The sequence below is a fragment of the Streptomyces sp. NH27 genome (assembly GCF_056859195.1).
In genome coordinates this window covers 1-22335 of the sequence record NZ_JACEGK010000052.1, presented here as the reverse complement: position 1 = coordinate 22335, position 22335 = coordinate 1, and the positions used below count along the sequence as shown (strand labels likewise).

20 protein-coding genes are annotated in these 22335 nt (G+C 71.7%); 4 read left to right on the top strand and 16 right to left on the bottom strand.

The annotated features are described in order from the left end of the window. Positions 1 to 139: 139 nt before the first annotated feature. From AC13HU_RS07055 to AC13HU_RS07015, 9 genes are all read right to left on the bottom strand, one after another. On the bottom strand, positions 140 to 1486 hold the full coding sequence (locus AC13HU_RS07055) for a sulfate adenylyltransferase subunit 1 (protein ID WP_483040881.1): 1347 nt from the start codon (positions 1484 to 1486) through the stop codon (positions 140 to 142). A 2-nt stretch (positions 1487 to 1488) separates the two neighbouring features. Then, positions 1489 to 2424 carry a sulfate adenylyltransferase subunit CysD gene (gene cysD, locus AC13HU_RS07050; RefSeq protein ID WP_483040880.1) on the bottom strand — a complete coding sequence of 312 codons (936 nt, stop codon included), beginning with the start codon at positions 2422 to 2424 and terminating at the stop codon, positions 1489 to 1491. Further along, positions 2421 to 3029: an adenylyl-sulfate kinase gene (cysC, locus tag AC13HU_RS07045; RefSeq protein WP_483040883.1), complete on the bottom strand. Its 609-nt coding sequence runs from the start codon at positions 3027 to 3029 to the stop codon at positions 2421 to 2423. The genes cysD and cysC overlap by 4 nt, the downstream gene beginning before the upstream one ends. A gap of 92 nt (positions 3030 to 3121) precedes the next feature. After that, a complete protein-coding gene (locus AC13HU_RS07040; protein WP_483040879.1) occupies positions 3122 to 3826 on the bottom strand; it encodes a phosphoadenylyl-sulfate reductase in 705 nt (234 codons plus the stop codon). After that, on the bottom strand, positions 3823 to 4014 hold the full coding sequence (locus AC13HU_RS07035) for a hypothetical protein (RefSeq protein WP_483040878.1): 192 nt from the start codon (positions 4012 to 4014) through the stop codon (positions 3823 to 3825). Before AC13HU_RS07035 ends, AC13HU_RS07040 begins: the two co-directional genes overlap by 4 nt. A gap of 85 nt (positions 4015 to 4099) precedes the next feature. After that, positions 4100 to 5824, bottom strand: a complete 1725-nt coding sequence (locus tag AC13HU_RS07030; RefSeq protein ID WP_483040877.1) for a nitrite/sulfite reductase — start codon at positions 5822 to 5824, stop codon at positions 4100 to 4102. Between the two features lie 195 nt (positions 5825 to 6019). Then, positions 6020 to 6103 (bottom strand): putative leader peptide, encoded by an 84-nt coding sequence (locus AC13HU_RS07025; protein ID WP_322899662.1) that lies wholly within the window; start codon positions 6101 to 6103, stop codon positions 6020 to 6022. 204 nt (positions 6104 to 6307) lie between these two features. Further along, positions 6308 to 7582 carry a helix-turn-helix domain-containing protein gene (locus tag AC13HU_RS07020; protein WP_483040876.1) on the bottom strand — a complete coding sequence of 425 codons (1275 nt, stop codon included), beginning with the start codon at positions 7580 to 7582 and terminating at the stop codon, positions 6308 to 6310. A 293-nt stretch (positions 7583 to 7875) separates the two neighbouring features. Then, on the bottom strand, positions 7876 to 9525 hold the full coding sequence (locus tag AC13HU_RS07015; RefSeq protein ID WP_483040875.1) for an acyl-CoA dehydrogenase family protein: 1650 nt from the start codon (positions 9523 to 9525) through the stop codon (positions 7876 to 7878). Positions 9526 to 9543: 18 nt separating this feature from the next. Between AC13HU_RS07015 and AC13HU_RS07010 the strand changes: the two genes are divergently transcribed. Together AC13HU_RS07010 and AC13HU_RS07005 are read left to right on the top strand one after the other, a co-directional pair. Beyond that, positions 9544 to 10887, top strand: a complete 1344-nt coding sequence (locus tag AC13HU_RS07010) for a YihY/virulence factor BrkB family protein (RefSeq protein ID WP_483040874.1) — start codon at positions 9544 to 9546, stop codon at positions 10885 to 10887. A gap of 111 nt (positions 10888 to 10998) precedes the next feature. After that, positions 10999 to 11676: a helix-turn-helix transcriptional regulator gene (locus AC13HU_RS07005; protein WP_483040873.1), complete on the top strand. Its 678-nt coding sequence runs from the start codon at positions 10999 to 11001 to the stop codon at positions 11674 to 11676. Here the strand turns inward: AC13HU_RS07005 and AC13HU_RS07000 are convergent. Beyond that, a complete protein-coding gene (locus tag AC13HU_RS07000; RefSeq protein ID WP_483040872.1) occupies positions 11666 to 12091 on the bottom strand; it encodes a VOC family protein in 426 nt (141 codons plus the stop codon). The genes AC13HU_RS07005 and AC13HU_RS07000 overlap by 11 nt on opposite strands. 183 nt (positions 12092 to 12274) lie before the next feature. Between AC13HU_RS07000 and AC13HU_RS06995 the strand changes: the two genes are divergently transcribed. Together AC13HU_RS06995 and AC13HU_RS06990 are read left to right on the top strand one after the other, a co-directional pair. Next, positions 12275 to 15232 carry a hypothetical protein gene (locus tag AC13HU_RS06995; RefSeq protein ID WP_483040871.1) on the top strand — a complete coding sequence of 986 codons (2958 nt, stop codon included), beginning with the start codon at positions 12275 to 12277 and terminating at the stop codon, positions 15230 to 15232. 183 nt (positions 15233 to 15415) lie between these two features. After that, positions 15416 to 16399: a hypothetical protein gene (locus AC13HU_RS06990; protein WP_483040870.1), complete on the top strand. Its 984-nt coding sequence runs from the start codon at positions 15416 to 15418 to the stop codon at positions 16397 to 16399. Positions 16400 to 16963: 564 nt separating this feature from the next. On the opposite strand, the gene AC13HU_RS06985 is transcribed toward AC13HU_RS06990, so the two are convergent. The 6 genes from AC13HU_RS06985 to AC13HU_RS06960 all read right to left on the bottom strand — a co-directional run. Beyond that, the gene (locus tag AC13HU_RS06985) at positions 16964 to 17902 is read right to left on the bottom strand and encodes a hypothetical protein (RefSeq protein WP_483040869.1); all 939 of its coding nucleotides are present in this window, start codon (positions 17900 to 17902) and stop codon (positions 16964 to 16966) included. 95 nt (positions 17903 to 17997) lie between these two features. Continuing rightward, complete coding sequence (locus AC13HU_RS06980) at positions 17998 to 18648, bottom strand: hypothetical protein (RefSeq protein ID WP_483040868.1); 651 nt, start codon at positions 18646 to 18648, stop codon at positions 17998 to 18000. Positions 18649 to 18885: 237 nt separating this feature from the next. After that, entirely contained in the window at positions 18886 to 20049 is a 1164-nt protein-coding gene (locus AC13HU_RS06975) for an ABC transporter ATP-binding protein (protein ID WP_483040867.1), read from the bottom strand. Then, entirely contained in the window at positions 20046 to 20861 is an 816-nt protein-coding gene (locus tag AC13HU_RS06970; protein ID WP_483040882.1) for an ABC transporter permease, read from the bottom strand. Before AC13HU_RS06970 ends, AC13HU_RS06975 begins: the two co-directional genes overlap by 4 nt. A gap of 41 nt (positions 20862 to 20902) precedes the next feature. Next, positions 20903 to 21766: a molybdate ABC transporter substrate-binding protein gene (modA, locus tag AC13HU_RS06965; protein ID WP_483040866.1), complete on the bottom strand. Its 864-nt coding sequence runs from the start codon at positions 21764 to 21766 to the stop codon at positions 20903 to 20905. Positions 21767 to 22001: 235 nt separating this feature from the next. Beyond that, positions 22002 to 22335, bottom strand: a 334-nt coding sequence (locus tag AC13HU_RS06960) for a winged helix-turn-helix domain-containing protein (protein ID WP_483040865.1), incomplete at its 5' end; no start/stop codon positions are given.

The window sequence follows — 22335 nt, the reverse complement described above, 5'->3', positions numbered from 1 at the left end:
GGAGGGAGTCGACGCGGTGGGGGCACCCCCACGCCGCGGGCTGTGGGGGAGTCGGCGGCCGACGAGAACGCGGCGGATGCGCGTGCCGGGCGGCGCGACGCCGCGGAGATCCACCCGACAGGCCCTGGCTGTGACACCGTCAGAAGTCCCATCCGTCGTCGTCGGTGGCCGGCGGCTGCGGTCGGGCGGCGAACGGTTCGCCCGCCATGCCGGCCGTCAGCGTAGCGCCGTCGGCGGGGTCGATGAGGAGAAACGAACCGGTGAGCCGCGACTCGGCGTAGGCGTCCACCGGCAGCGGCTCCGCGGTGCGCAGCACCACCGCGCCGATGTCGTTGACCTCCAGCGCCGCCGGGTTCTCCTCGTGGGCGAGGCCGTGCGACAGGTCGATCCGGTACGGCAGTTCCTTCACGATCGCCTTCACCGTGCGGGTGGCGTGCTTGAGCAGCACCCGCTCGCCGACCCGCAGCGGCCGCTCGTGCAGGTGGCACGCGGTGGCGGTGATGTCCTGGGTGACGGCCGGCGCGTGGGCGGTCGGCGCGATCAGATCGCCGCGGGAGACGTCCACGTCGTCGGTGAGCAGCACGGTCACCGACTGCGGGGCCCACGCGGTGTCCACCGGCGTGCCGAGCGCGTCGATCCCGGCGATCGTGGTGGTACGGCCGGAGGGCAGCACCGTCACCGGGTCGCCGACCCGCAGCAGCCCGGAGGCGATCTGGCCGGCGTAGCCGCGGTAGTCGGGGTGCTCGGCGGTCTGCGGCCGGATCACGTACTGCACCGGGAAACGCGGCGGGCAGCCGGTCAGGTCGTGGCCGACCCGGACGGTCTCCAGGTGCTCCAGCACCGTCGGGCCGCCGTACCAGTCCATGTTCGCCGACGGCTCCACCACGTTGTCCCCGGTGAGCGCGGAGATCGGGATGGCGGCGACGTCCGGCACGCCGAGCGAGGCCGCGTACGCGGTGAACTCCTCGGCGATCGCGGCGAAGACGGGCTCGGCGTAGCCGACCAGGTCCATCTTGTTGACCGCCAGCACCACGTGCGGCACCCGCAGCAGCGCGGCGATCGCGGCGTGCCTGCGGGTCTGCTCGACCACGCCGTTGCGGGCGTCGACGAGCACCACGGCCAGTTCGGCGGTGGAGGCGCCGGTGACCATGTTGCGGGTGTACTGCACGTGGCCGGGGGTGTCGGCGAGGATGAACCGGCGCCGGACGGTGGCGAAGTAGCGGTAGGCGACGTCGATGGTGATGCCCTGCTCGCGTTCGGCGCGCAGGCCGTCGGTGAGCAGCGCCAGGTCCGGGGCCTGCTGGCCGCGCACCAGGGACGCCCGCTGCACTGCCTCCAACTGGTCGGTGAGTACCGACTTGGAGTCGTGCAGCAGCCGGCCGACCAGGGTGGACTTGCCGTCGTCGACGGACCCGGCGGTCGCGAAGCGCAGCAGGGTGGTGGCCGACAACTGCTCGGCGGTGATCGGACTCGTGGTACCGGTCATGGCTAGAAGTACCCCTCGCGCTTGCGGTCTTCCATCGCGGCCTCGGACATCTTGTCGTCGGCGCGGGTGGCGCCGCGCTCGGTGAGCCGGGAGGCGGCGATCTCGGTGATCACCGCTTCGAGTGTGGTGGCGTCGGAGTCGACCGCGCCGGTGCAGGACATGTCGCCGACGGTGCGGTAGCGCACCAGCCGGGTCTGCACCGGCTCGTCGGCCTTCGGGCCGCCCCAGTCGCCCGCGGTCAGCCACATGCCGGCCCGGTTGAAGACCTCCCGCCGGTGCGCGAAGTAGATCTCCGGCAGCGTGATGTGCTCCCGGGCGATGTACTGCCACACGTCCAGTTCGGTCCAGTTGGACAGCGGGAAGACCCGGACGTGCTCGCCGGGGGCGTGCCGGCCGTTGTAGAGCGACCACAGCTCGGGGCGCTGGCGGCGCGGGTCCCACTGGGAGAACTCGTCGCGCAGTGAGAAGACCCGCTCCTTGGCGCGGGCCTTCTCCTCGTCGCGCCGGCCGCCGCCGAACACCGCGTCGAACCGCTGCTCGCGGATGGTGTCGGTGAGCGGCACGGTCTGCAGCGGGTTGCGGATGCCGTCGGGGCGCTCGCGCAGCCGCCCGTCGTCGATGTAGTCCTGCACCTTCGCGACGTGCAGCCGCAGTTGGTGCTCGGCGACCGTACGGTCCCGGTACTCCAGCACCTCGGGGAAGTTGTGGCCGGTGTCGACGTGCAGCAGCGAGAACGGCACCGCGGCCGGCGCGAACGCCTTCAGCGCCAGGTGCAGCATCACGATCGAGTCCTTGCCGCCGGAGAAGAGGATCACCGGCCGCTCGAACTCGCCCGCGACCTCGCGGAAGATGTGCACCGCCTCCGACTCCAGGGCGTCCAGGTGCGTGAGCGCGTACGGACTGGCGGTCGCCCCGGTCTGCGTGACGGTCGTCGTCATCCCCTGCCTCCTTCGCTCGCGATGCGGCCGCTGTCCCCGAGGTACGCGTACACGGCGGCCGCGGACTGCTCGACGCTGCTGCCCTGGGTCTCGATGCGCAGATCGGGGTGCTGCGGTACCTCGTACGGGTCGTCGACCCCGGTGAGCCCGGTCAGCTCGCCCGCGGCCTGCTTGGCGTACAGCCCCTTGACGTCGCGCACCGCGCATACGTCCACGGGGGTGGCGATGTGCACCTCGACGTAGTCGGTGCCGCGGCCCTGGTGCTGCTTGCGGACCGCCTCGCGGCTGTCGGCGTACGGCGCGATCACCGGGACCAGCACCAACACGCCGTGGGAGGCGAGCAGTTCGGCGACGAAGCCGATCCGCTGCACGTTGGTGTGCCGGTCCTCGCGGCTGAAGCCGAGGCCGGCCGAGAGGTACTCGCGGATCTCGTCGCCGTCCAGCACCTCGACCCGGCGGCCCGCGGCGCGCAGCGTGCCGGCCAGGGCGGTGGCGATGGTGGTCTTGCCGGCGCTGGGCAGGCCGGTGAGCCATACGGTGGCTCCGTCGCTCATCCGGTCCTCCTGGTTGGTCGACTCGCTGGTCGTCGGTTCGGTGGTCGTCAACTCGGTGGCCGCCGACTCGGTCCTCGTCGGCTCGGTGCGGCGGCTGCCGGCGGTCGCGTTCGGGGGCGTGTGCGCAGGTTCCACAGGTGTGTTCACAGGTGGATCCCGCACTCGGTCTTGCCGAGCCCGGCCCACCGGCCCGACCTGGTGTCCTCGCCCTCCAGCACCCGGCGGGTGCAGGGGGCGCAGCCCACCGAGGTGTAGTCGTCCATCAGCAGCGGGTTGGTGAGCACCCCGTGCCGAACGACGTAGGTTTCCACGTCTTCCTGTGTCCATCGGGCGATCGGGGCGATCTTCACCTTCCGGCGTTTGGCGTCCCAACCGACCACCGGGGTGCCCGCGCGGGTCGGGGACTCGTCGCGGCGCAGGCCGGTCGCCCACGCGTCGTAGCCCCGCAGGCCCGCTTCCAGGGGGGCGACCTTGCGCAGCGCGCAGCACAGGTCGGGGTCGCGGTCGTGCAGCTTGGCGCCGTACTGCGCGTCCTGCTCGGCGACGGTCTGCCCGGGGGTGAGCGTGATCACGTTGACGTCCATGACGGCGGCGACGGCGTCCCGGGTGCCGATGGTCTCCGGGAAGTGGTAGCCGGTGTCGAGGAAGACGACGTCCACGCCGGGCATGGCGCGCGCGGCGAGGTGCGCGACGACGGCGTCCTCCATCGAGGAGGTGACGCAGAAACGGCGGCCGAACGTTTCGGCGGCCCAGCTCAGCACGTCGAGCGCGGACGCCTCCTCCAGGTCGCGGCCGGCCTGTTCGGCCAGCCGCTCCAGATCCTGTGCGGTGTGCTGTGCGGCGGTCACGGTGCGCCTCCGTCGGAAGAGCCGTGCGGGGAAGGTGCCTTGAAGCCCTCGGCGAGCAGGCCGAGGAACTTCAGCTGGAATGCGCGGTTGCAGGCCCGGCATTCCCAGGCACCGTGCCCCTGTTCCGAGGGCCGCAGGTCCTCGTCGCCGCAGTAGGGGCAGTGGAACGGCGCGGCTCGCTCCGTCATGCCCGGCCCCTTCCCGTGGTCTCCGCGCCCAGGTGGCGAGCGGATATCGCTGTCTGCCGCGGCCCGGCGGCCGTGTGCGCGTCGCTCACGACAGCTCCTTCTCCGACGCCCTGGCCGCCCACTGGGCGAAGCGCTCGCCGTCGGTGCGCCCGGCCTGGAAGTGGGTCAGCACGCGCTCGACGTAGTCGGGCAGTTCGGCGGCGGTGACCTTCAGACCGCGGACCTTGCGACCGAAGCCCGGGTCCAGGCCGAGGCCGCCGCCGAGGTGGACCTGGTAGCCCTCGACCTGGTTGCCGTCGGTGTCGGTGACGAGCTGGCCCTTGAGCCCGATGTCCGCGGTCTGGATGCGGGCGCAGGAGTTGGGGCAGCCGTTGATGTTGATGGCGATCGGCTCGTCGAACTCCGGCAGCCGCCGCTCGAGTTCGTCGATCAGCGAGGCGCCGCGCGCCTTCGTCTCCACGATGGCCAGCTTGCAGAACTCGATGCCGGTGCAGGCCATGGTGCCGCGCCGGAAGGGCGACGGCTTGACGTGGAGGTCGAGCGCTTCGAGCCCGGCGGTCAGCGACGCGACCCGGTCCTCCTCGACGTCCAGCACGATCAGCTTCTGGTCGGTGGTGGTGCGCAGCCGGTCCGAGCCGTGCGCGCCGGCGAGTTCGGCGATCTTCGTCAGGGTGGCGCCGTCGACCCGGCCGACGCGTGGCGCGAAGCCGACGTAGTAGCGGCCGTCCTTCTGCCGGTGCACGCCGATGTGGTCGCGCCACACCTGCGTCGGCTGCTCGGGCCCGGGGCCGTCGAGCAGCGGCCGCTTGAGGTACTCGTCCTGGAGCACCTGGCGGAACTTCTCCGCGCCCCAGTCCGAGACGAGGAACTTCAGCCGGGCGCGGCCGCGCAGCCGCCGGTAGCCGTAGTCGCGGAAGATGCCGATCACCCCGGCCCACACGTCGGGCACCTCGCCCAGCGGCACCCACGCGCCGAGCCGTACGCCCAGCTTGGGGTTGGTGGACAGGCCGCCGCCGACCCACAGGTCGAAGCCGGGGCCGTGCTCCGGGTGGTCCACGCCGACGAACGCGATGTCGTTGATCTCGTGCACCACGTCCAGCAGCGGGGAGCCGGAGATCGCGGTCTTGAACTTGCGCGGCAGGTTGGAGAACTCCTCGCTGCCGATGTACCGCTCGTGGATCTCGTCGATCGCGGGGGTGCCGTCGATGATCTCGTCCTCGGCGATGCCCGCGACGGGGGAGCCGAGGATGACCCGGGGCACGTCGCCGCACGCCTCGGTGGTGGACAGGCCCACCGCCTCCAGCCGGCGCCAGATCTCCGGCACGTCCTCGATCCTGATCCAGTGGTACTGGATGTTCTGCCGGTCGGTGAGGTCGGCGGTGCCCCGGGCGAACTCCTCGGAGATCTCGCCGATCACCCGCAGTTGGGCCACGGTGAGCCGGCCGCCGTCGATCCGCACCCGCATCATGAAGAAGCTGTCCTCCAGCTCCTCCGGCTCCAGCACGGCGGTGCGGCCGCCGTCGATCCCGGGCCGGCGCTGGGTGTACAGGCCCCACCAGCGCATCCGGCCACGCAGGTCGGAGCCGTCGATCGAGTCGAAGCCGCGGTGCGCGTAGATCGTCTCGATCCGGGTCCGCACGTTGAGACCGTCGTCGTCCTTCTTGGACTGCTCGTTGGCGTTCAGCGGGGTGAAGTGGCCCATCGCCCACTGGCCTTCACCGCGGTGCCGCCCGGTCCTGCGGCGGGCGGCAGCGGCCTTCGGAGCGGCGCTCCCGGCCGGGGGCCGGGGGGAGTCGGGGCTGGAAGCCATGGCGATGCGTCCTTCGGGCAGGCGTGTATACGGGTCGGTACGGCGCGGGGCGGCATGCGGCGTGGGCGGACCCGGGTCCCTGCGCGGGCGCAGGGCATCACGGCTCACCCGAAGACGGCAGACGGCAGGCGGCTCTCGCACATCCACGACGGCGGGGACGGCGGGGATTCGGCGCGATGTCGCGCCGCTACGTGCTCAGCCCGCCGGACAGATGGCGCTGGACACGCGGCAGAAGTCGACGTGCGGCCGACCTACCAAGGCGATTCCAGTGCGCGACATGACGAAAGCGTGGCATGCGGATATTCGGCCAGTCCACCGACATCCACGATGTGGACCACTTCATCTCGAATGATGGGCGCTGGTGTGGCGGGAGCCGCGCACACCAGGGGCGCGGCGAACTACGCGGCCCGGCCGACCACGGATCGCAAGGCCCGGCAATTCACGGCAATCGGCAGTCGGCAAGCGGCATCCCGGGCGGACCCGTCACCCTCTTTCCGCCAGCACCGCCGGAGCCAGCGAGTGCGGCAGCAGCCCACTGCCGTGCACCGGCCGCAGCACTTCCACCTGCACCCCGTCGGCGAAGCGATACGGCCGGTGCGCCAGCACCCCGCCGAGCGTGCGGCGCAACCGCGATATCTCCGCGCGAACCGTCACCGTACGGCTCGGGTCGCCGAAGAGATCCGCGGCGAGCTGCGCCGCGCTGCGCCCGCCCGGGTGCAGCGCCAGCACGAACATCAACTCGGCGTGGCGCGGGCTGAGTTGCTGTGTCCAGCTGCCGGCCGGACCGTGCACGGTCGCCTCGCTGCGCCGCGCCCCGCGCACATCGAGCACCACGCGGTTCCCGGCCGGCGGCCGCTCCCGCGCGCCCACCCGGATCAGCCAGCCGCCCGGCAGCGGGTCCAACTCGCAAAGTCCCAGCGCCGGCAGCCATACCTGCCCGGCCTGTACCTCCGCGGGCAGCGCGACCCGGTCCGCGCCCGCCATCCCGGTCACCGCGGCCGTCCACCCGTTGCGGTCCACCGCCAGCGCCCGCCCGGAGATCCGGGTCAGCAGCGGCGCCGCCACCGACCGCAGCCGCTCCACCGCGACCCAGTGCCGCGCCCGCAGTTCGCCCTCCGCGACCCGGGCCACCGCCGACACCAGCGCCAGCGTCGCCGGATGCACGCTGTTCGCGGGACCGCTCACGTCCACCACGCCCAGCAGCCGGCCGTCCCGCGGGTCGTGCAGCGGTGCGGCCGCGCAGGTCCAGCCGTGATGGGTGCGGACGAAGTGTTCGGCCGAGTGCACTTGCAACGGGGAGCGGGTGACCAGCGCCGTGCCGATCGCGTTGGTGCCCACCGAGTCCTCGGACCAGGACGCGCCCTCGGCGAAGCCCAGCCGGTCCGCGCTCTTGCGGACCGCGAGGCTGCCGTCGCGCCACAGCACCCGGCCCTCGGCGTCGGTGACCACCATGATGTGCCAGGCCGCGTCCGTGACCGACACCAGGCCGTCGCGCAGGCTCGGCAGGATCTCCGCGAGCGGGGTGGACCGCCGGCGCTGCTCGATCTCGTCGGTGGTCAGTATCCGGTTGGGCGCTCCGGTGTCGGGGTCCACGCCCAGCCGCAGTGCCCGCGTCCACGACTCGCCGATCACCGCGCGCGGCGCCGTACGCGGTTGCCGGCCGGCCAGCGCGGCCTCCCGTACCGACGCCAGCAGCCGCGCCGAGGTCTGCCCGCCGGTGCCCGCCGATCGCACCGCACCGATCCGAAGGTGTGACATCTCGCCCCCGCTCAGCCCCGTAGCCGTGTTCCGGTGGTCGGTGCGCCCGCGCTGCCGCGGCCACCGGGCGCGCCGGGGCGGGGCTTGCAACGTGCTGCAACGGTTGCGAGCCTACGCGAATTCGACGGACAGTGACGGCACGTCACCGACCCCGCACAGATCCAACTCGCGGTCGGTGGAGGCCCGTCGGGTACGGGCCGCGTACTGGGGGTGGTGCCGAGTCGGCGCGGCGCCACCTCCGCCGATCGATTGGCGTCGCGCCCCTCGGCCGTCCTCACTCCTCGGTCAGGTCGTTACCCCTCCACCGGCCGGGCCCGTTCCACCAGCGCCGCCAGGTCGGCCGAGCGCGGCAGCGTGCCGAAGGTCGTGCCCCAGTCCCGGCCCAGCCGCGAGGCGCAGAACGCGTCGGCGACCGGCGCCGGCGCGAACCGCACCAGCAACGAGCCCTGGAAGACCAGCGCCATCCGCTCCACGACCCGGCGGGCCCGCGCCTCGATGCCCTCCAGGTCGGCGAGGTCGGAGAGCAGGTCCTTCACCGCGGCGTCCAGCCGGTGGTCGGCGCCGTGCGCGAGCCCGATCTCGGCGAGGAACGCGTCCACCGCCTGCGGCTCGCGCTGGAGCACCCGCAGCACGTCGAGCGCCTGCACGTTGCCGGAGCCCTCCCACACCGAGTTCAGCGGCGACTCCCGGAAGATCCGCGGCATGCCGGACTCCTCCACGTAGCCGTTGCCGCCCAGGCACTCCAGCGCCTCGACGGCCACCGACGGGCAGCGCTTGGTGACCCAGAACTTGGTGACCGCCACCGCCAGCCGCCGCAGCGCCCGCTCCCGCGGGGTGTCCGCGTCGTACGCCGCCGCCAGCCGCAGCACCGCGGTGGTCGCCGCCTCCGACTCCAGCGCCAGGTCGGCCAGCACGTTCCGCATCAGCGGCTTGTCGATCAGCGGCCCGCCGAACGCGCTGCGGTAGGTGGCGTGGTGCACGGCCTGCGCCACCGCCTGCCGCATCAGCGCGGCCGAACCCATCGCACAGTCCAGCCGGGTGGCGGCCACCATCTCGATGATCGTGGCGACCCCGCGGCCCTCCTCGCCGACCCGACGCGCCCAGGTGCCGGCGAACTCCACCTCGGAGGAGGCGTTGGAGCGGTTGCCGAGCTTGTCCTTGAGCCGCTGGATCGCGAAGACGTTGCGGGTGCCGTCGGCCAGTACCCGCGGCACCAGGAAGCAGGTCAGCAGGTCCCGGCCCTGCGCCGGCACCTGTGCCAGCACCAGGAAGCCGTCCGACATCGGCGCCGAGCAGAACCACTTGTGGCCGGTCAGCGTGTAGGCGCCGTCCTCCGCGAGCGGTTGCGCGGTGGTGGTGTTCGCGCGGACGTCGGAGCCGCCCTGCTTCTCGGTCATGCCCATTCCGAACAGCGCGCCCGGCTTCTGCCCGGGCGCGACCAGCCGGTGGTCGTAGACGTGCGAGCCGAGCCGCGGCTCCCACTCGGCGGCCAGCTCCGGGTCGGTGCGCAGCGCGGGCACCGCGGCATGCGTCATCGACACCGGGCAGCCCTGCCCGGCCTCGACCTGCGTCCACACCATGAAGCCCGCGGCCCGCCGCAGGTGCCCGTCGGGCCGCGACCAGGCGTCGGTCAGGCCCGAGGAGACCGCGTGGCCCAGCAGCCGGTGCCAGGCCGGATGGAAGTCGATCTCGTCGATCCGGTTGCCGTACCGGTCGTGGGTGCGCAGCACGGGGGTGTAGGTGTTCGCCTCCTCGCCCCACCGCTGCGCCTGAGCGGAACCCGCGGCCTTGCCGAGGTCGCCCAACTCGTCGGTGATCTCCGCCAACCGCACCGGGTCCGCGTGCCGCGCCACACCTTCGGCGAGCGCGCGGTCGGTGCTGTACACGTCATGGCCGACCAGGGGCGGTACCTGGTTCGTGACCGTGTGAGTGGGGGCAGTCATGCCAGCTAACGTAAGGGGGTGCAAGCAGCAGACGAAAGAAGCCATCGGCGTCCGGGCCGGTGGCGTAGGGCCCGTGCGCTGTACCGGAATGTCTCCAAACGCCGGATGGCCTGGCTGCTGCTCAAGGACACGGTGGACTCCTGCATGGAGTACCGCGTCACCGGACTCGCCGCCGAGGCGGCCTTCTTCGTCCTGCTGTCGCTGCCGCCGCTGCTGCTCGGGCTGGTCGGCGCGCTCGGCTACGTCGACACCGTGGTCGGCCTCGACACGATCGACCACATCCGGCACAACATCCTCAAGGCGTCCTCGACGGTGCTCTCCGACAAGGGCGTCAACCAGCTGGTCAAGCCGCTGGTGGACGACGTCTTCCACGGCCGCCGGCCGGATCTGATCTCCATCGGCTTCCTGATCGCCCTGTGGTCGGGCTCCCGAGCCGTCAACGTCTTCGTCGACACCATCACCATCATGTACGGCCTGGAGGGCCGCCGCGGCATCGTCCGCACCCGCCTGATGTCCCTCGTGCTGTACGTGGCCGCGCTGCTGGTCGGCGCGGCCGTGCTGCCGCTGATCGTGGTCGGGCCCGGCACGCTGACCCGGTTCCTGCCCGGCGGCAGCGCGACCGAGCACATCCTCTACTGGCCGGCCGCGCTGTTCGCCTCGATCGCCTTCCTCACCACGCTCTACCACGTCTCGGTGCCGGTCAGGTCGCCCTGGTACGAGGACGTGCCCGGCGCGCTGGTGGCGCTGCTGATGTGGGTGCTCGGCAGCTTCATACTGCGGATCTACCTCACCCACGCCGTCGAGGGGCACACCATCTACGGCTCGCTGGCCGCGCCCGTCGCGGTGTTGCTGTGGATAGGTGTGTCCGCGTTCGCCGTCCTGGTGGGCGCGGCGGTCAACGCCGCGGTGGACCGGGTGTGGCCCTCGGTCGCCACGTCCGCGGCCCGCGAGGAGAACGCCAGGCTGCGGGAGGCCGCGGCGGAGGCCGTGGTGGCCCGCGCGGCCGCCCGGCGGGCCCGGCACGCGGCGCCGAGCACCGACGAGGAAGAGGAGCGCGAGGCGCAACTGCCGCCGGCGGAGTACCCGGAGCGCTGGGCCGACTTCCACCCGCACCTGGACATCCGGGCCCGGCTGCGGCCCAGCCGTCCCGGCGCCTCCCCGCGCCGTCCCCGTCCGCCCGCGCCCGACGCCCGCGCCTACCCGGGCGAAGCGCCTCCCCCGGCCCCGGCACCGGTGCCGCCCCCGCCGCCCATGTCCGCGGCCCCGCTCGTCCCGCGCATGCCGCCGCTGCCACCGCCCGTGCCGCCCATGAACCCGCGGCACCCGCGTCCCCGGGGCGACGGCGGCCCGCCGCCTGGGTAACGACCCGGGGCCACAGAAAAGGTGGCGGGCTCGCCGTATGACGCCGCCCGCTGATCCACGCCCTGTTGCTCCCCAGGTCGTCACCGGCGGCGGCCCGGCGACAATGGACGGATGTACAGCGAGTGGGCGCACCCGGTCGGCGGGGTCACCGTGTGGGCGCGGACGGACGGTGGCGGGGAGTACCGCGTGCTGCCCGACGGCTGCATGGACCTGATCTGGCACGACGGCGCGCTCCTGGTCGCCGGCCCCGACACCGCGGCCCACGCCGAGCGCGACCGGCCGGGCGCCGCCTACGCCGGACTGCGCTTCGCGCCGGGTACGGGACCTGGGCTGCTGGGCGTGCCCGCGCGCGAGATGCGGGACCTGCGGGTGCCGCTGGACGACCTGTGGCCCGGGGCGCGGGCCAGGCAACTGGCCGAGCGCGCCGCGGACGATCCGGTGGCCGTGCTGGAGGCGTGGGTCTCCCGCCGCACCCGCGAGGTGGGTCCGGCCGACCCGCTGCCGCGCCGGGTGGCCGGGGCACTGGCGCAGGGGCGGTCGGTCGCCGAGGTGGCCGGCCGGACCGGCCTGGGGGAGCGGCAGTTGCTGCGCCGGTGCGAGGCCGCGTTCGGCTACGGGCCGAAGACGCTGGCGCGGGTCCTCCGCCTTCAGCGGGCGCTGGAACTCGCCCGCGCGGGCACGCCCTTCGCCGACGTGGCCGCGGAAGCCGGCTACGCCGACCAGCCGCACCTCTCCCGCGAGGTGCGCGCGCTGGCCGGTGTACCGCTGGGCGAGCTGGTCAGGAGGTAGCGTCCGTGGCGACCGAGGGCAGCGCCGCGAACAGCTCCACCGCGTTGCCGTCCGGGTCGTGGACGGTGGCGTAGCGCTGGCCCCAGAAGGCGTCCCACGGCTTGAGGTGACCGTCGTGGCCCGCGTCCGTGAGCTCGCCGTAGCAGGCGTCCACCCCTTCGGGGCTTCCGCAGTCGAAGGCGAGCGCCACCCGCGACCCGCCGGCCGGCATCCACCCCGGGTCGAAGGAGCGGACCGTCTCCACGGTGTCCCACGCCACCCGCAGCCCCCCGGCCGGCACGACCTCCACATGCGGCTGCCGGTCGGCGTCATCCGGCAGATCGAGCCCGAGCCTGCGGTAGAACGCCAGCGATGCGGCCATGTCGGCGACGGTGAGGGAGACCAGGTCAAGGCGGGGTGTGATGCGTTCGTTCATGTCGGCCACGCTAGGGGGCGGGCGCCCGTGGGTCTTGAACGAAACGGACCTGCCGCGCGAGCGAGTGCACCGCCGGAGATATCCACCGCCACTTGGCCCGCGGTCACCGACGGATCGGACCTCAGTGGCTACGATGGTATGGACGTTACGGTCGGGGGCGGTTCGCGTCACGGGGGTTAAGTCATGGGGGATTTCTCGGGCATCGACCCGGCAGCGCTCCAGAAGATGATCAGCTCGTTCTCGTCGGACAAGTCGGATCTGCGGTCCTTGGCATCGCGGTGGCAGAGCAGCTTCGACCAGAAGGGCCTGGATACGTCATCGCTGAGCCAACTGCTCCGTATCTGCGGCTGGTTGGATGATCAGCAGCCGATGCTCCAGCGCCGGCAGCGGCTGGCCGCGGCGTTGACGGCCGGCGACGGGCCCGGCGTCCACATGGTGCAGCTGCCCGAGCCGGTCACGGAGACCTCCGCGCAGTCCCAGGCGGACGGCAAGAAGCTGGCGCAGGAGTTCAACAAGAACAACGGCGGCGACAGCAAGGCCGGCGACGAATACCACACCATCGCCGAGGAGTTGAAGGCGCATCAGGACGATCCTGATTTCTGCTCCGCGTTCTACGCCAATCTGACTCCGGCGGAGGCCACCACCCTGCCCAGCCTGCTGGTCGCCACCAACAGCAAGACCGCGAGCTCCGACCTGGTCGTCTACAGCCACGCGTTCGGTACCGCGGCGAGCGCGCAATACCCCGCGCCCGGCTTCGACAAGGTCGAGAAGTCGTACCTGACGCCGTTGCCGAAGGGCGACACGCCGGCGGGCTGGGACCGGATGGCGATGCTCCAGTACGGCACCTTCCCGCCGGCCTTCACCGCCGGGGTCACCCGGGCCGCCGTCCTGGATCAGCTCGCCAAGGACCCGAAGAAGAACTTCGACGGCCCCGCGTCCGACGCGGCCGCGCTTGACCTTCCGCAGGACACCGTCACCCTCGCCCTGCAGAGCCTCTCCACCAACCCCGAGGCGACCCGCTCGGCGTTCGGCGGCATGGGCCAGGACGGCAACAAGACCGACCTGGCGGGCAACCTCAAAACCCTGACCTCGTACGTCAACGCGAAGGACGACCCCGCTCTCCTCGCCGCCTTCAAGACCGACCTCACCGCGGGTTCCGGCGACCGCTCCACCCAGGGTCCCTACGGCTCCTACGACGCCCCCACGTCGCACACCGCGGCCGAGGTGGACTTCGCCACCACCGCGCTGTCCACGCTCTCGCAGTCGAAGGTCCACTACAGCGACTACCAGGACTACATCACCGCCACCTTCACCTACTACGGCCCCCTCACCGACGCCGACCCCGCCCAGGCCGGCACCCAGGACGCCAACCTGCTGCACCTGGCCACCTCCGCCGACCCGAACTGGCCGGTGACCCGCCCCGCGATCCAGTCCGTGGCCACCGACGCGGAGAAGAACAAGAACGATGTCCCGTTCATGAAAGGCTTCTACACCAACGGCGGCGCCGGCTTCGAAGCCAACGTCGCCAGCACCCTGCACGCCGAAGACGGCACCCACAACGGCACCGTCCTCAGCGCCGACTCCACCAAGATCCTCGCCGACTTCGGCGACAACCTCGCCGCCGCGACCAAGCTCCACACCACCGGCGACCTGCCCGACGTCACCTCGACCTTCACCGACCCCCAGGACATGTGGTCCGCCGCCATGCTCGTCAAGTACGGCCCGAGCGGCGACAAATGGGACCCCGCCTTCCTCAGCGCCGTGAGCGACGCCACCCTGCGCTGGGGCACGAAGCACCAGGTGATGCCGAAGTTCCAGGCCGCGAGCCCCAACGGCGTGTGGAGCAACTGGATGGAGGACCCGCAGGACCCCTGGTACGGCGAACTGGGCCTGTACAACAACTACCCCCAGATGACGTTCGACCAGGAGATGAAGAACACCCAGATCATCGCCGACAACGACCCCCGGCTGGCTCTGCTCTCCAAACTCGGTGACAGCCCCGCCGCCTCCCGTGACCTCCTCTCCGGAGGCGACGGAAAGTTCGCCGCCCAGCAACTGGTCAACGAGCAGTGGCAACTTCCGCTCGGAAACGGCGACAACTCCCAGTTCCCCGCCAAGGTCATCGTCGCGGCCACCCAGCGGGGCAGCGGCGACAAAGCCACCGACCTGGCGGCGACGCAGGCCGCGGCGAACGTCTTCCAGGCCGGCCTGGAGGACTACAAGCCGGGCCGCGATCTCATGAAGGACGGCACGGCCACGCTGCCGCCGAAACTGGGAGTCGCACTCGCGGTGGCCGCGGGGGCGTACGTGCCGGACTTCGCCGACGCCACGGCCAATGGCGGTAAAAGGATGAATCCGGGATTCACCGCAGGTCTTGATGGTGACGGAGTACCGTCCATCAACACCAATCCCACGGCGATGAACCTCCTCTTCCAGGACTTCATGGACGGCAACACACAGGCCGCTGGTGTATTCCAGGCGGCAGTACACGCCGACATGACGCAGATCGCAACCGCCTATCATGGCGATGCGGACCCCGGCGAGAAATACCCCACCGACGACCCCAGGGCCAAGAGCGATCTGACGGACCTGGGGCGGTTGGACGGCGCCATCAACAACGCCATGAGCAACCTCAAGTACCAACCCGCGCAGAAGGCCGACGAGCAGGCCAACCGGAACGCCATGTACGCATGGATCGCGGGGGGGATGTTGAGCCCCCTGATCATCACCCCGGGCGAGGCAACGGTCCCCTTGAAGGCGCTGATGACGGGCGTCAGCATGGCCAACGGCGGTGGATCGGCCTGGCTCTCCTACCAGTTCTCCACGTCACACGCGGACGCGGTCGACGCCGCCGCACAGAAGACGGACTACCAGGAGCAGCAGTATCTGAAGATTCCTGTCTTCAATGGACTGCTCGCCGCCGGAGCCATCAAGGAGCGGCCGCCCAATTCCTCGTGGTTCCATGACGGAAAAGTGACCATCGACAGCTCGGACGACGAGCAGGCATTCGAGGACTGGTGTCAAGGAAACCTCCCGGAGCATGAGTTCAAGCTGCTCAACAACATCTCCACCTATGCCAAGTCCGGCTATGGTGAGTCGACGGAGAAGCGCACGGACAATACGGGCTACCTGGGTAATTGACCGATTCGGGAGTCCACTGCGCTCGATCAAGGGGAAGTAATGGCAGGCGGCGGGACGGCGGCGCGTGGACGGCGGACGACCACGAGGACACGGGCGGCGCTCCTGGCCGGGGTGATCGGGTTGGTCGGGGCCGCGGGGTGCGGCGGGAACGGGGCGCCGGCGCGGCCGAAGGTCGGGCAGGCGGTGACTTTCGGGCACTTCACGCAGAGCACCCCCGCTGACAACGTCCTGTCGGACCCGTTCAGTGGCGGGCCACTGGGGTTCGCGACCGGACCGGACGGGGACGTCTACCTGCTCAACTCCCCCACACTGGCCCGGCTGAGCAAGGACGGGAAGACGGCCGACATGCTCGCGATCAGCGACAAGTTCGGCGGCGGACCCGAGCCGCGGGGGACGGTGGCGATGCCGGACGGCTCACTGCTGGTCGGGTACGACGGCGAAGTACTGCACGTGGACCGGGACGATGAACTCTCCGTCCTGGCCGGCCACAGCACCGCCCGGCGCGCGGACGAAGCCGCCGCCCCGGCGCACGCCACCGCCGCAACGGTGCACTTCACCCAGGGCGTCACCCCCGTCGGCGTCACCCGCGCCGGCGCCGTCGTCATCGCCGACGGCCGCACGCTGTGGTCCATGACCTCCGGGCAGTTGACCCGGATCTACCAGCGCCCGCCCGCGACCCACGACGCCGACAACACCATCAACGGGCCGCGGTCCGCCGTCGCCCCGGACGGCACGACCTTCATCGCACCCACCCAGGGCAGCGGAACCACCGCGCTCGGCAAGGTCCAAACGGTCTCGCCCGACGGCAATCCGGCTGCCCTGCACCTGCCCGCGAGCCTGCCCGGTGTCAAGGGCCCGCTCGCCACCCTGTCCACCTTCTGGCTCACCACCGACGGCGCCGATGGACTCTACGTCCACGCGGTACGCACCGACTCCGGCGCCTCGCACGGCGACTACATCCTCCATCTCCATGGCGGCCAGGCCGAGTTGATCGCATCAGGTGGCGGAGGTGACGCACCGGCGGACGCGTCGTGCCGGGCCGGGGTCGGCAAACCCGTCGACGCCAAACACTTCCCCTGCCCCCTGCCCAACGCCGTCAGCTACCACGACGGCACCCTCACCCTGGCCGGGGGAGAGCCGTACGCCGTGAAGGTGATCGTGAGGTAGAAGTACGGGAAGCCCGGTTCGGAACTGCGCTGCGAGCTGGGGCAATGCGAAGATCGTCAGTGGCAACTGGCCTGAATTGGATGGTTGTTGGTGAGGGGAGCAGTTGTAAAGGCGGGGCTCGTGAGGGCTGCGCGTGCACGGAGGAGGACCGCGACGGCGGTCGGGGCGGTCTTGGTCGGGGCGGCACTGCTGACGGGGTGCGGCGGCGTGCGCGGGAAGACCGTGACGGCTGTCGTAGCGGTGACTCTGCTCGGGGCGGCCGCGTGCGGCGGGCACGCCGGGCCGCCGGGGCCGCCGAAGGCCGGGCAGGCGCGGGTGATCGGGCAGACGACGGCGGGCGGGGGACGTCGGTCCGGAGGCGTCGGACGGTACACGGGACGTGGCCGCGGGTCCGGGCGGGACGGTGCAGGTCGACACCGGGGAGTACCTGGTGCGGCTCGGCACGGACGGGAGGTTCACGGACGTCTCCGGGCAGCAGAGCGGCCGTCCGGCGCCGGAGGATCGGAGCCTGAGCGGGGTCGTGGTCCGTGGTGACCCTGCGCCCTTCGCCGGGGTGGGGGCGGGTCAGCGGTTCACGGACTGGATCTCCCGCACGGTGACCTCCTGCGGGGTCCCGAACGTCCCGGTCGGCAGCGCCTTCGGCACGGTCTGCCCGGTCCCGGTCCAGCTGATCTTCCACGTCACCGTCGCGGTGAGCTGATACGAGCCCCCGTCGGTGGACCGCAGATACGTCACCCCGCACGGCGGGTCGCCCTTCGCCCCGTCGGTGTACTTCACGCCCAACGTCCCGTCGGCACCGGCCTTGCACGTACCCGACGCCGGGAAGAGCCGCGCGTCCGACGTCCCCGGGTCGATGTGCAGGCTCACCGGGGTCGCGGTCGTCGTCGCCTCGATGTTGTAGTCCGGGAGGTACGCCCGCACCGACACCGGGTGGAAGTCCACGCCGTCCATCCACACCCACGTGGGCAGGTTCACGGTCTGCGTCCCCGTGGGATTCGTCTGCGCGGTGCCCTGCGGGATCAGGATCTGCTCGTACGCCAACTCGGCGAGGATCGCGGGGGTGACCGCGTTCTTGTGCGCCGGCGGCGGCGCCTCACCGATCGACACCCAAAAGGGTTCGTCGTTGCAGGAGTTAGCACCGGGCATCCCGCCGTTCTCCGGCGGCGAGTAGCCCTGCCAGAAGTACCCCTTGCCCTGCTGGTCCAGGTTGAAGTCCTTGTACGGCTTCCCCTTGACGTACCGGTCCTTCTGCTGGTTCTTCCAGTCCTCGCTGGGCGAGTCCTCGGCCCACACCTTCTCCGACTCGGACTTCATGTCCTTCGGCGAATACGTCGGCTGATACCAGCACGCGGGCGGCGACCAGTTCCCGGTCGGCGTCAGCGGCCCGACGCCACCGCCGCCGCTGGAAGTGCCGTTCTTGGACTTGTCGTACTGGACACCGGCGGTTGCGGAGATCGTCCCTTTACTGGGATCGGCGCTGCCTCCGGGCGGCGGAGATCCCACGTTGCCCTTGCCTCCGCGGTCGTCGGCTGCCGCGGGTGTGCAGAGCAATATCAGGCTGACCGCCGAGGCCAGAGCGGCTCCGACACGTTTCCGTCCTATGGCTGGCACTGCTTTGACCCCCTGTACGAGCTGATGTTGTCGGTCTGCCAGACGCCCTGCGCGTTCTTCTTCATGTGCGCGTTGTACAGGACATAGCTGTTCGCGGAGGTCGGCGTGTGTTTGGTCGGCTTGTTGGGGTTCGTGATGTAGGACTTGCTCTCGTCGGAGCAGTAGATCACCGCCGCCGTTCCACCACCGAGTTCGGTGACCTTCCGGTCGAAGAACCGCGTGGTCCCGGCCCATTTGGAGCTGTCCTCGATATAGCCGTTGACGAAGGTAAGGGCCAACTCCATGGCCTTGCCAGTGTTGTAATAGGGCAACGCCTTGGTCTTCACCGTCCCTTTGAAGATCGCCTCATCGAGCGACCGCACCATGTCCGCATTGTCCGCCAGGATCGCGTCCTTCGTCGCGTCCCCCGAGTGCTGGTCCTCGAACACGTCATGCGCGTCGGACGGAAACGTGATCGTCGGACGGCCGGCGGCGGCAGCCGACGTCGAGGGCGAGGCGGGCGCCGCCGCAGACGTGGACGGCGAACCGCTTGCCGTCTGCTTGATCGTGTCGTGCTTCTTCGAACCGCCACAGCCGGACAGCAGCAGGGCGGTGGACGTCGTCACGCAGACGGCAACGAGCGCGATCGGTGCGCGCATGGTCAACAGGCTCCCGTTCATTCGACGGACGCCGTCGAACCGGACCCAACGCACTCGTGTACATGCGTCCCGCCCGCGGCCCCCTGGCACTTGGCACCCACAGTACCCAACCCTGTACGCGCCGCAAGTGGCGGTCCGTTACCGGGCCGAGCACCCCTGCCGCGTCGCGGTGGACGGCGTGGCCGTCTCCCCCGCGCGACCAGCCTGAGAGACCGCACATCGGGCCGAGCCGGGTTGTCAGGCCGGATAGGCGTGCGTCTGGGCGGTCTTCACCGCGGCCCAGACCTCCGCGCCCTCGCGCAGGTCGAGTTCGGCGACCGCGGGCGCGGTCAGGTCGGCGGCCAGCGGCAGGCCGTCGTCCGCGCCGGCCAGCGCGATCCGGAACTGCGCGCCGTGCGACTCCATGCCGGTGATCCGGGCCCGCCAGGCGTTGCGGGCGCCGGCGTCGGGGCGCTGCCGGTGCAGGGTGACCGCGCTGGGCGGGAACGCCACGAACGCCGGGCCGGTCAGCTCCTCGGTGCCGGTCAGGGCGAACCGCGGCCCGATCCGGACCAGATGGCCGTCGGCCTCGCCCCGGTACAGGTTCAGGCCGACCAGCCGGGCGATGTACTCGGTGCGCGGGTGGCGGGCGATCTCCGCGGGCGTGCCCTGCTGCACCACCGTGCCGTGCTCGACCACCACCAGCCGGTCGGCGAGCACCATCGCGTCCAGCGGGTCGTGCGTGACCAGCACCGCGACCGCCTCGAACGCGGCCAGGTGGCGGCGCAGTTCGGCGCGCACGTCCAGCCGGGCGCCGGCGTCCAGCGCGGCCAGCGGTTCGTCGAGCAGCAGCAGCCGCGGGGCGGTGGCCAGCGCCCGGGCCAGCGCGACCCGCTGGGCCTGGCCGCCGGACAGCCGGCGCGGTTTGACGTGTGCGTGGTCGGCCAGGCCCATCCGGTCCAGCAGGCCGGCGGCGAGCGCGCGCGCCTCGGACCGGGTGGCGCCGTGGCAGCGCGGCCCGAACGCAACGTTGTCCAGGGCGCTCAGGTGCGGGAAGAGCAGGTAGTCCTGGAAGATCACGCCGACCGGGCGGCGCTCGGGCGCGACCCGCACCCGCCGTTCGGGCTGCTCCAGCACCCGCCCGTCCAGCCGTAGTTGCCCTTGCGTCAGCTCGGTCAGCCCGGCCAGGGCGCGCAGCGACGTGGTCTTGCCCGCGCCGTTCGGGCCGAGCAGCGCCAGCACCTCGCCGGGGGCCGCGGACAGTTCCACGTCGAGCCGGAAGGTCCCGCGGTCCACCACGAGATGGGCGTCGAGACCGGTCTCCTCGCCGCCCTCGCCGTTCGCCCTCCTAGAGCTCGCACCGCTCGCGCTCGTAGGGCTCGCACCGCTCGTCCTGGTACCGCGTCCGCTGCCCCCGCTCATACCGCGCCCGCCCCCGTCCAGCGCTCGCGCAGGCCGGCGAGGACCGTGATGGAGACCGCGAGCAGCACCAGGCTCAGCGCGACGGCCGCGTCCGGGTCGTCCTGCAGGGCCAGATAGACCGACAGCGGCATGGTCTGGGTGCGGCCGGGGAAGCTGCCGGCGAAGGTGATCGTCGCCCCGAACTCGCCGAGCGCGCGCGCCCAGGCGAGCACCGCGCCGGCCGCGACCCCGGGCGCGATCATCGGCAGCGTGACCCGGCGGAAGGCGGTGAAACGGGACGCGCCCAGCGTCGCCGCGGCCTCCTCGTACCGGCTGTCGGCGGCCCGTAGCGTGCCCTCCACGCTGATCACGAGGAACGGCATCGCCACGAACGCCTCCGCGACCACCACCCCGGCCGTGGTGAACGGCAGGGTGATCCCGAACCACGAGTCGAGCCACTTGCCGACGATCCCGTTGCGGCCGAGCGCCAGCAGCAGCGCCACACCGCCGACCACCGGCGGCAGCACCAGCGGCAGCGTGACCAGGGCCCGGACGATCCGGCGGCCGGGGAAGCGGGTCCTGGCCAGCAGCCAGGCCAGCGGCACCCCGAGCACCAGCGCCACGACCGTCGCCGAAGTCGCCGTCTCCAGCGACAGTCGCAGCGCCTGCCACACCGCGGAGCTGGTCAGCAGGTCGGGCATGCCCCGCCAAGGGGCCCGCACCAGCAGTGCCAGCAGCGGCACCAGCAGGAACGCCAGGCCGATCACGGCGGGCAGCAGCAGGGGCAGCGGGACGGCGCCACCCCCGCCGCGCGGGCGCCGCGGCCGGGACAACCGCCCCGGCGGCTTGGCGCCCGCGTTCTTCACCGCGGGGCTCACGGGTTGAGGAAGCCCGCCTGGGTGAGCACCTTCTGGCCCTCGGCGGACTTCACCAGGGCGATGAAGGCCGCCGCGCCGTTCGGGTTCGGCGCGCCCTTCAGCGGCGCGATCGGGTAGGCGTTGATCGCCTGCGCCGACTCGGGGAAGTTCACGCCCTGCACCTTGCCGCCCGCGCTCTTGACGTCGGTCCGGTAGACCACCGCCGCGTCGGCCTCCTTCAGCTCCACCTTCGTCAGCGCGGACTTCACGTCCTGCTCGTACGACTTCGGGGTGAGCTTGAGGTCGCTGGCGGTCAGCGCCTTCTGCGCGGCGGCGCCGCACGGCACCGTCTTGGCGCACAGCACCACCGAAAGGCCGGACCTGGTGAGGTCCTTGAGGGTGCGGATCTGCTTCGGGTTGCCCGGCAGGGTGGCGATCTCCAGCTGGTTGCGGACGAAGTCGGTGGGCGTGCCGGCCGCGTCACCCTTGTCGGTGACGGTCTTCATGGTGGCCGGGCTGGCCGCCGCGAACACGTCGGCGGGGGCGCCGCCGGTGATGCTCGCCGCGAGCTGGTCGCTGCCGCCGAAGCTGAAGACCACCTTCGTGCCGGGGTACGCCTGCTGGAAGTCCTTGCCGAGCGCCGTGAAGCTCTCCTTCAGCGACGCCGCCGCGAACACCACCACGGTGCCGGAGACCTTCTGCTGCGCGCCGGTGGCCGAGGCACCGGAGGACGGGGTGTCCGACGACTTCGACTTGTCCGAGGAGGACGAGGAGCAGGCGGAGAGCGCGAGCAGCAGCGCGGCGCCGCCGGCCACCGCGCACAGGCCGCGGGACCGTGCGTAACGGGTGGTCCGGGCGGACCGTATACCTCGGGTGGTCACAGAAACTCTCCCTCTCCGCGGCGCCGCCGGACGCGGGCACAGGCACGATGATAGTTCCGCATCTGCCAGGAGAAAGTCTGCTGTGGCATTGCATAATCCAAACAACCGGCGGCCCCACCTTTGCTTGTGCGATCGCACGACGACCGCGTCGGGTCAGGTGGGGCCGCCGTCTCACGGCCTCGCTCTCCGCACGGGCCGCGGTCTCACGGCCTCGCTTTCCGTACAGGCCGCCGACTCACGGCTCGAACCGGTAGCCCATGCCGGGCTCGGTGACGAAGTGCCGGGGCCGGGTCGGGTCGTCCTCCAACTTGCGGCGCAACTGCGCCATGTAGACCCGCAGGTAGTTCGTCTCCGTCCGGTAGGACGGCCCCCACACGTCCCGCAGCAACTGCTTCTGGCTGACCAGCCGGCCCGGGTTGCGGACCAGGGCCTCCAGCAGATGCCACTCGGTGGGGGTCAGCCGGACGTCCACCCCGTGCCGGGTCGCCTTCTTCGCGGCCAGGTCCACGGTGAAGGCCGCCGTCTCCAGGCGGGCGGCCGCCGGCCCCTGCTCCTGGTCGGGGGGGCGC

Excerpts from the sequence above, each read along its gene's own strand:
- AC13HU_RS07005 (WP_483040873.1), top strand. The coding sequence starts at position 10,999 with ATGTACAGCGAGTGGGCGCACCCGGTCGGCGGGGTCACCGTGTGGGCG.
- AC13HU_RS07015 (WP_483040875.1), bottom strand. The coding sequence starts at position 9,525 with ATGACTGCCCCCACTCACACGGTCACGAACCAGGTACCGCCCCTGGTC.
- AC13HU_RS07000 (WP_483040872.1), bottom strand. The coding sequence starts at position 12,091 with ATGAACGAACGCATCACACCCCGCCTTGACCTGGTCTCCCTCACCGTC.
- AC13HU_RS07035 (WP_483040878.1), bottom strand. The coding sequence starts at position 4,014 with ATGACGGAGCGAGCCGCGCCGTTCCACTGCCCCTACTGCGGCGACGAG.
- AC13HU_RS06980 (WP_483040868.1), bottom strand. The coding sequence starts at position 18,648 with ATGCGCGCACCGATCGCGCTCGTTGCCGTCTGCGTGACGACGTCCACC.
- AC13HU_RS07020 (WP_483040876.1), bottom strand. The coding sequence starts at position 7,582 with ATGTCACACCTTCGGATCGGTGCGGTGCGATCGGCGGGCACCGGCGGG.
- AC13HU_RS07025 (WP_322899662.1), bottom strand. The coding sequence starts at position 6,103 with ATGTCGCGCACTGGAATCGCCTTGGTAGGTCGGCCGCACGTCGACTTC.
- AC13HU_RS06995 (WP_483040871.1), top strand. The coding sequence starts at position 12,275 with ATGGGGGATTTCTCGGGCATCGACCCGGCAGCGCTCCAGAAGATGATC.
- AC13HU_RS07030 (WP_483040877.1), bottom strand. The coding sequence starts at position 5,824 with ATGGCTTCCAGCCCCGACTCCCCCCGGCCCCCGGCCGGGAGCGCCGCT.
- cysD (WP_483040880.1), bottom strand. The coding sequence starts at position 2,424 with ATGACGACGACCGTCACGCAGACCGGGGCGACCGCCAGTCCGTACGCG.
- AC13HU_RS07055 (WP_483040881.1), bottom strand. The coding sequence starts at position 1,486 with ATGACCGGTACCACGAGTCCGATCACCGCCGAGCAGTTGTCGGCCACC.
- AC13HU_RS06975 (WP_483040867.1), bottom strand. The coding sequence starts at position 20,049 with ATGAGCGGGGGCAGCGGACGCGGTACCAGGACGAGCGGTGCGAGCCCT.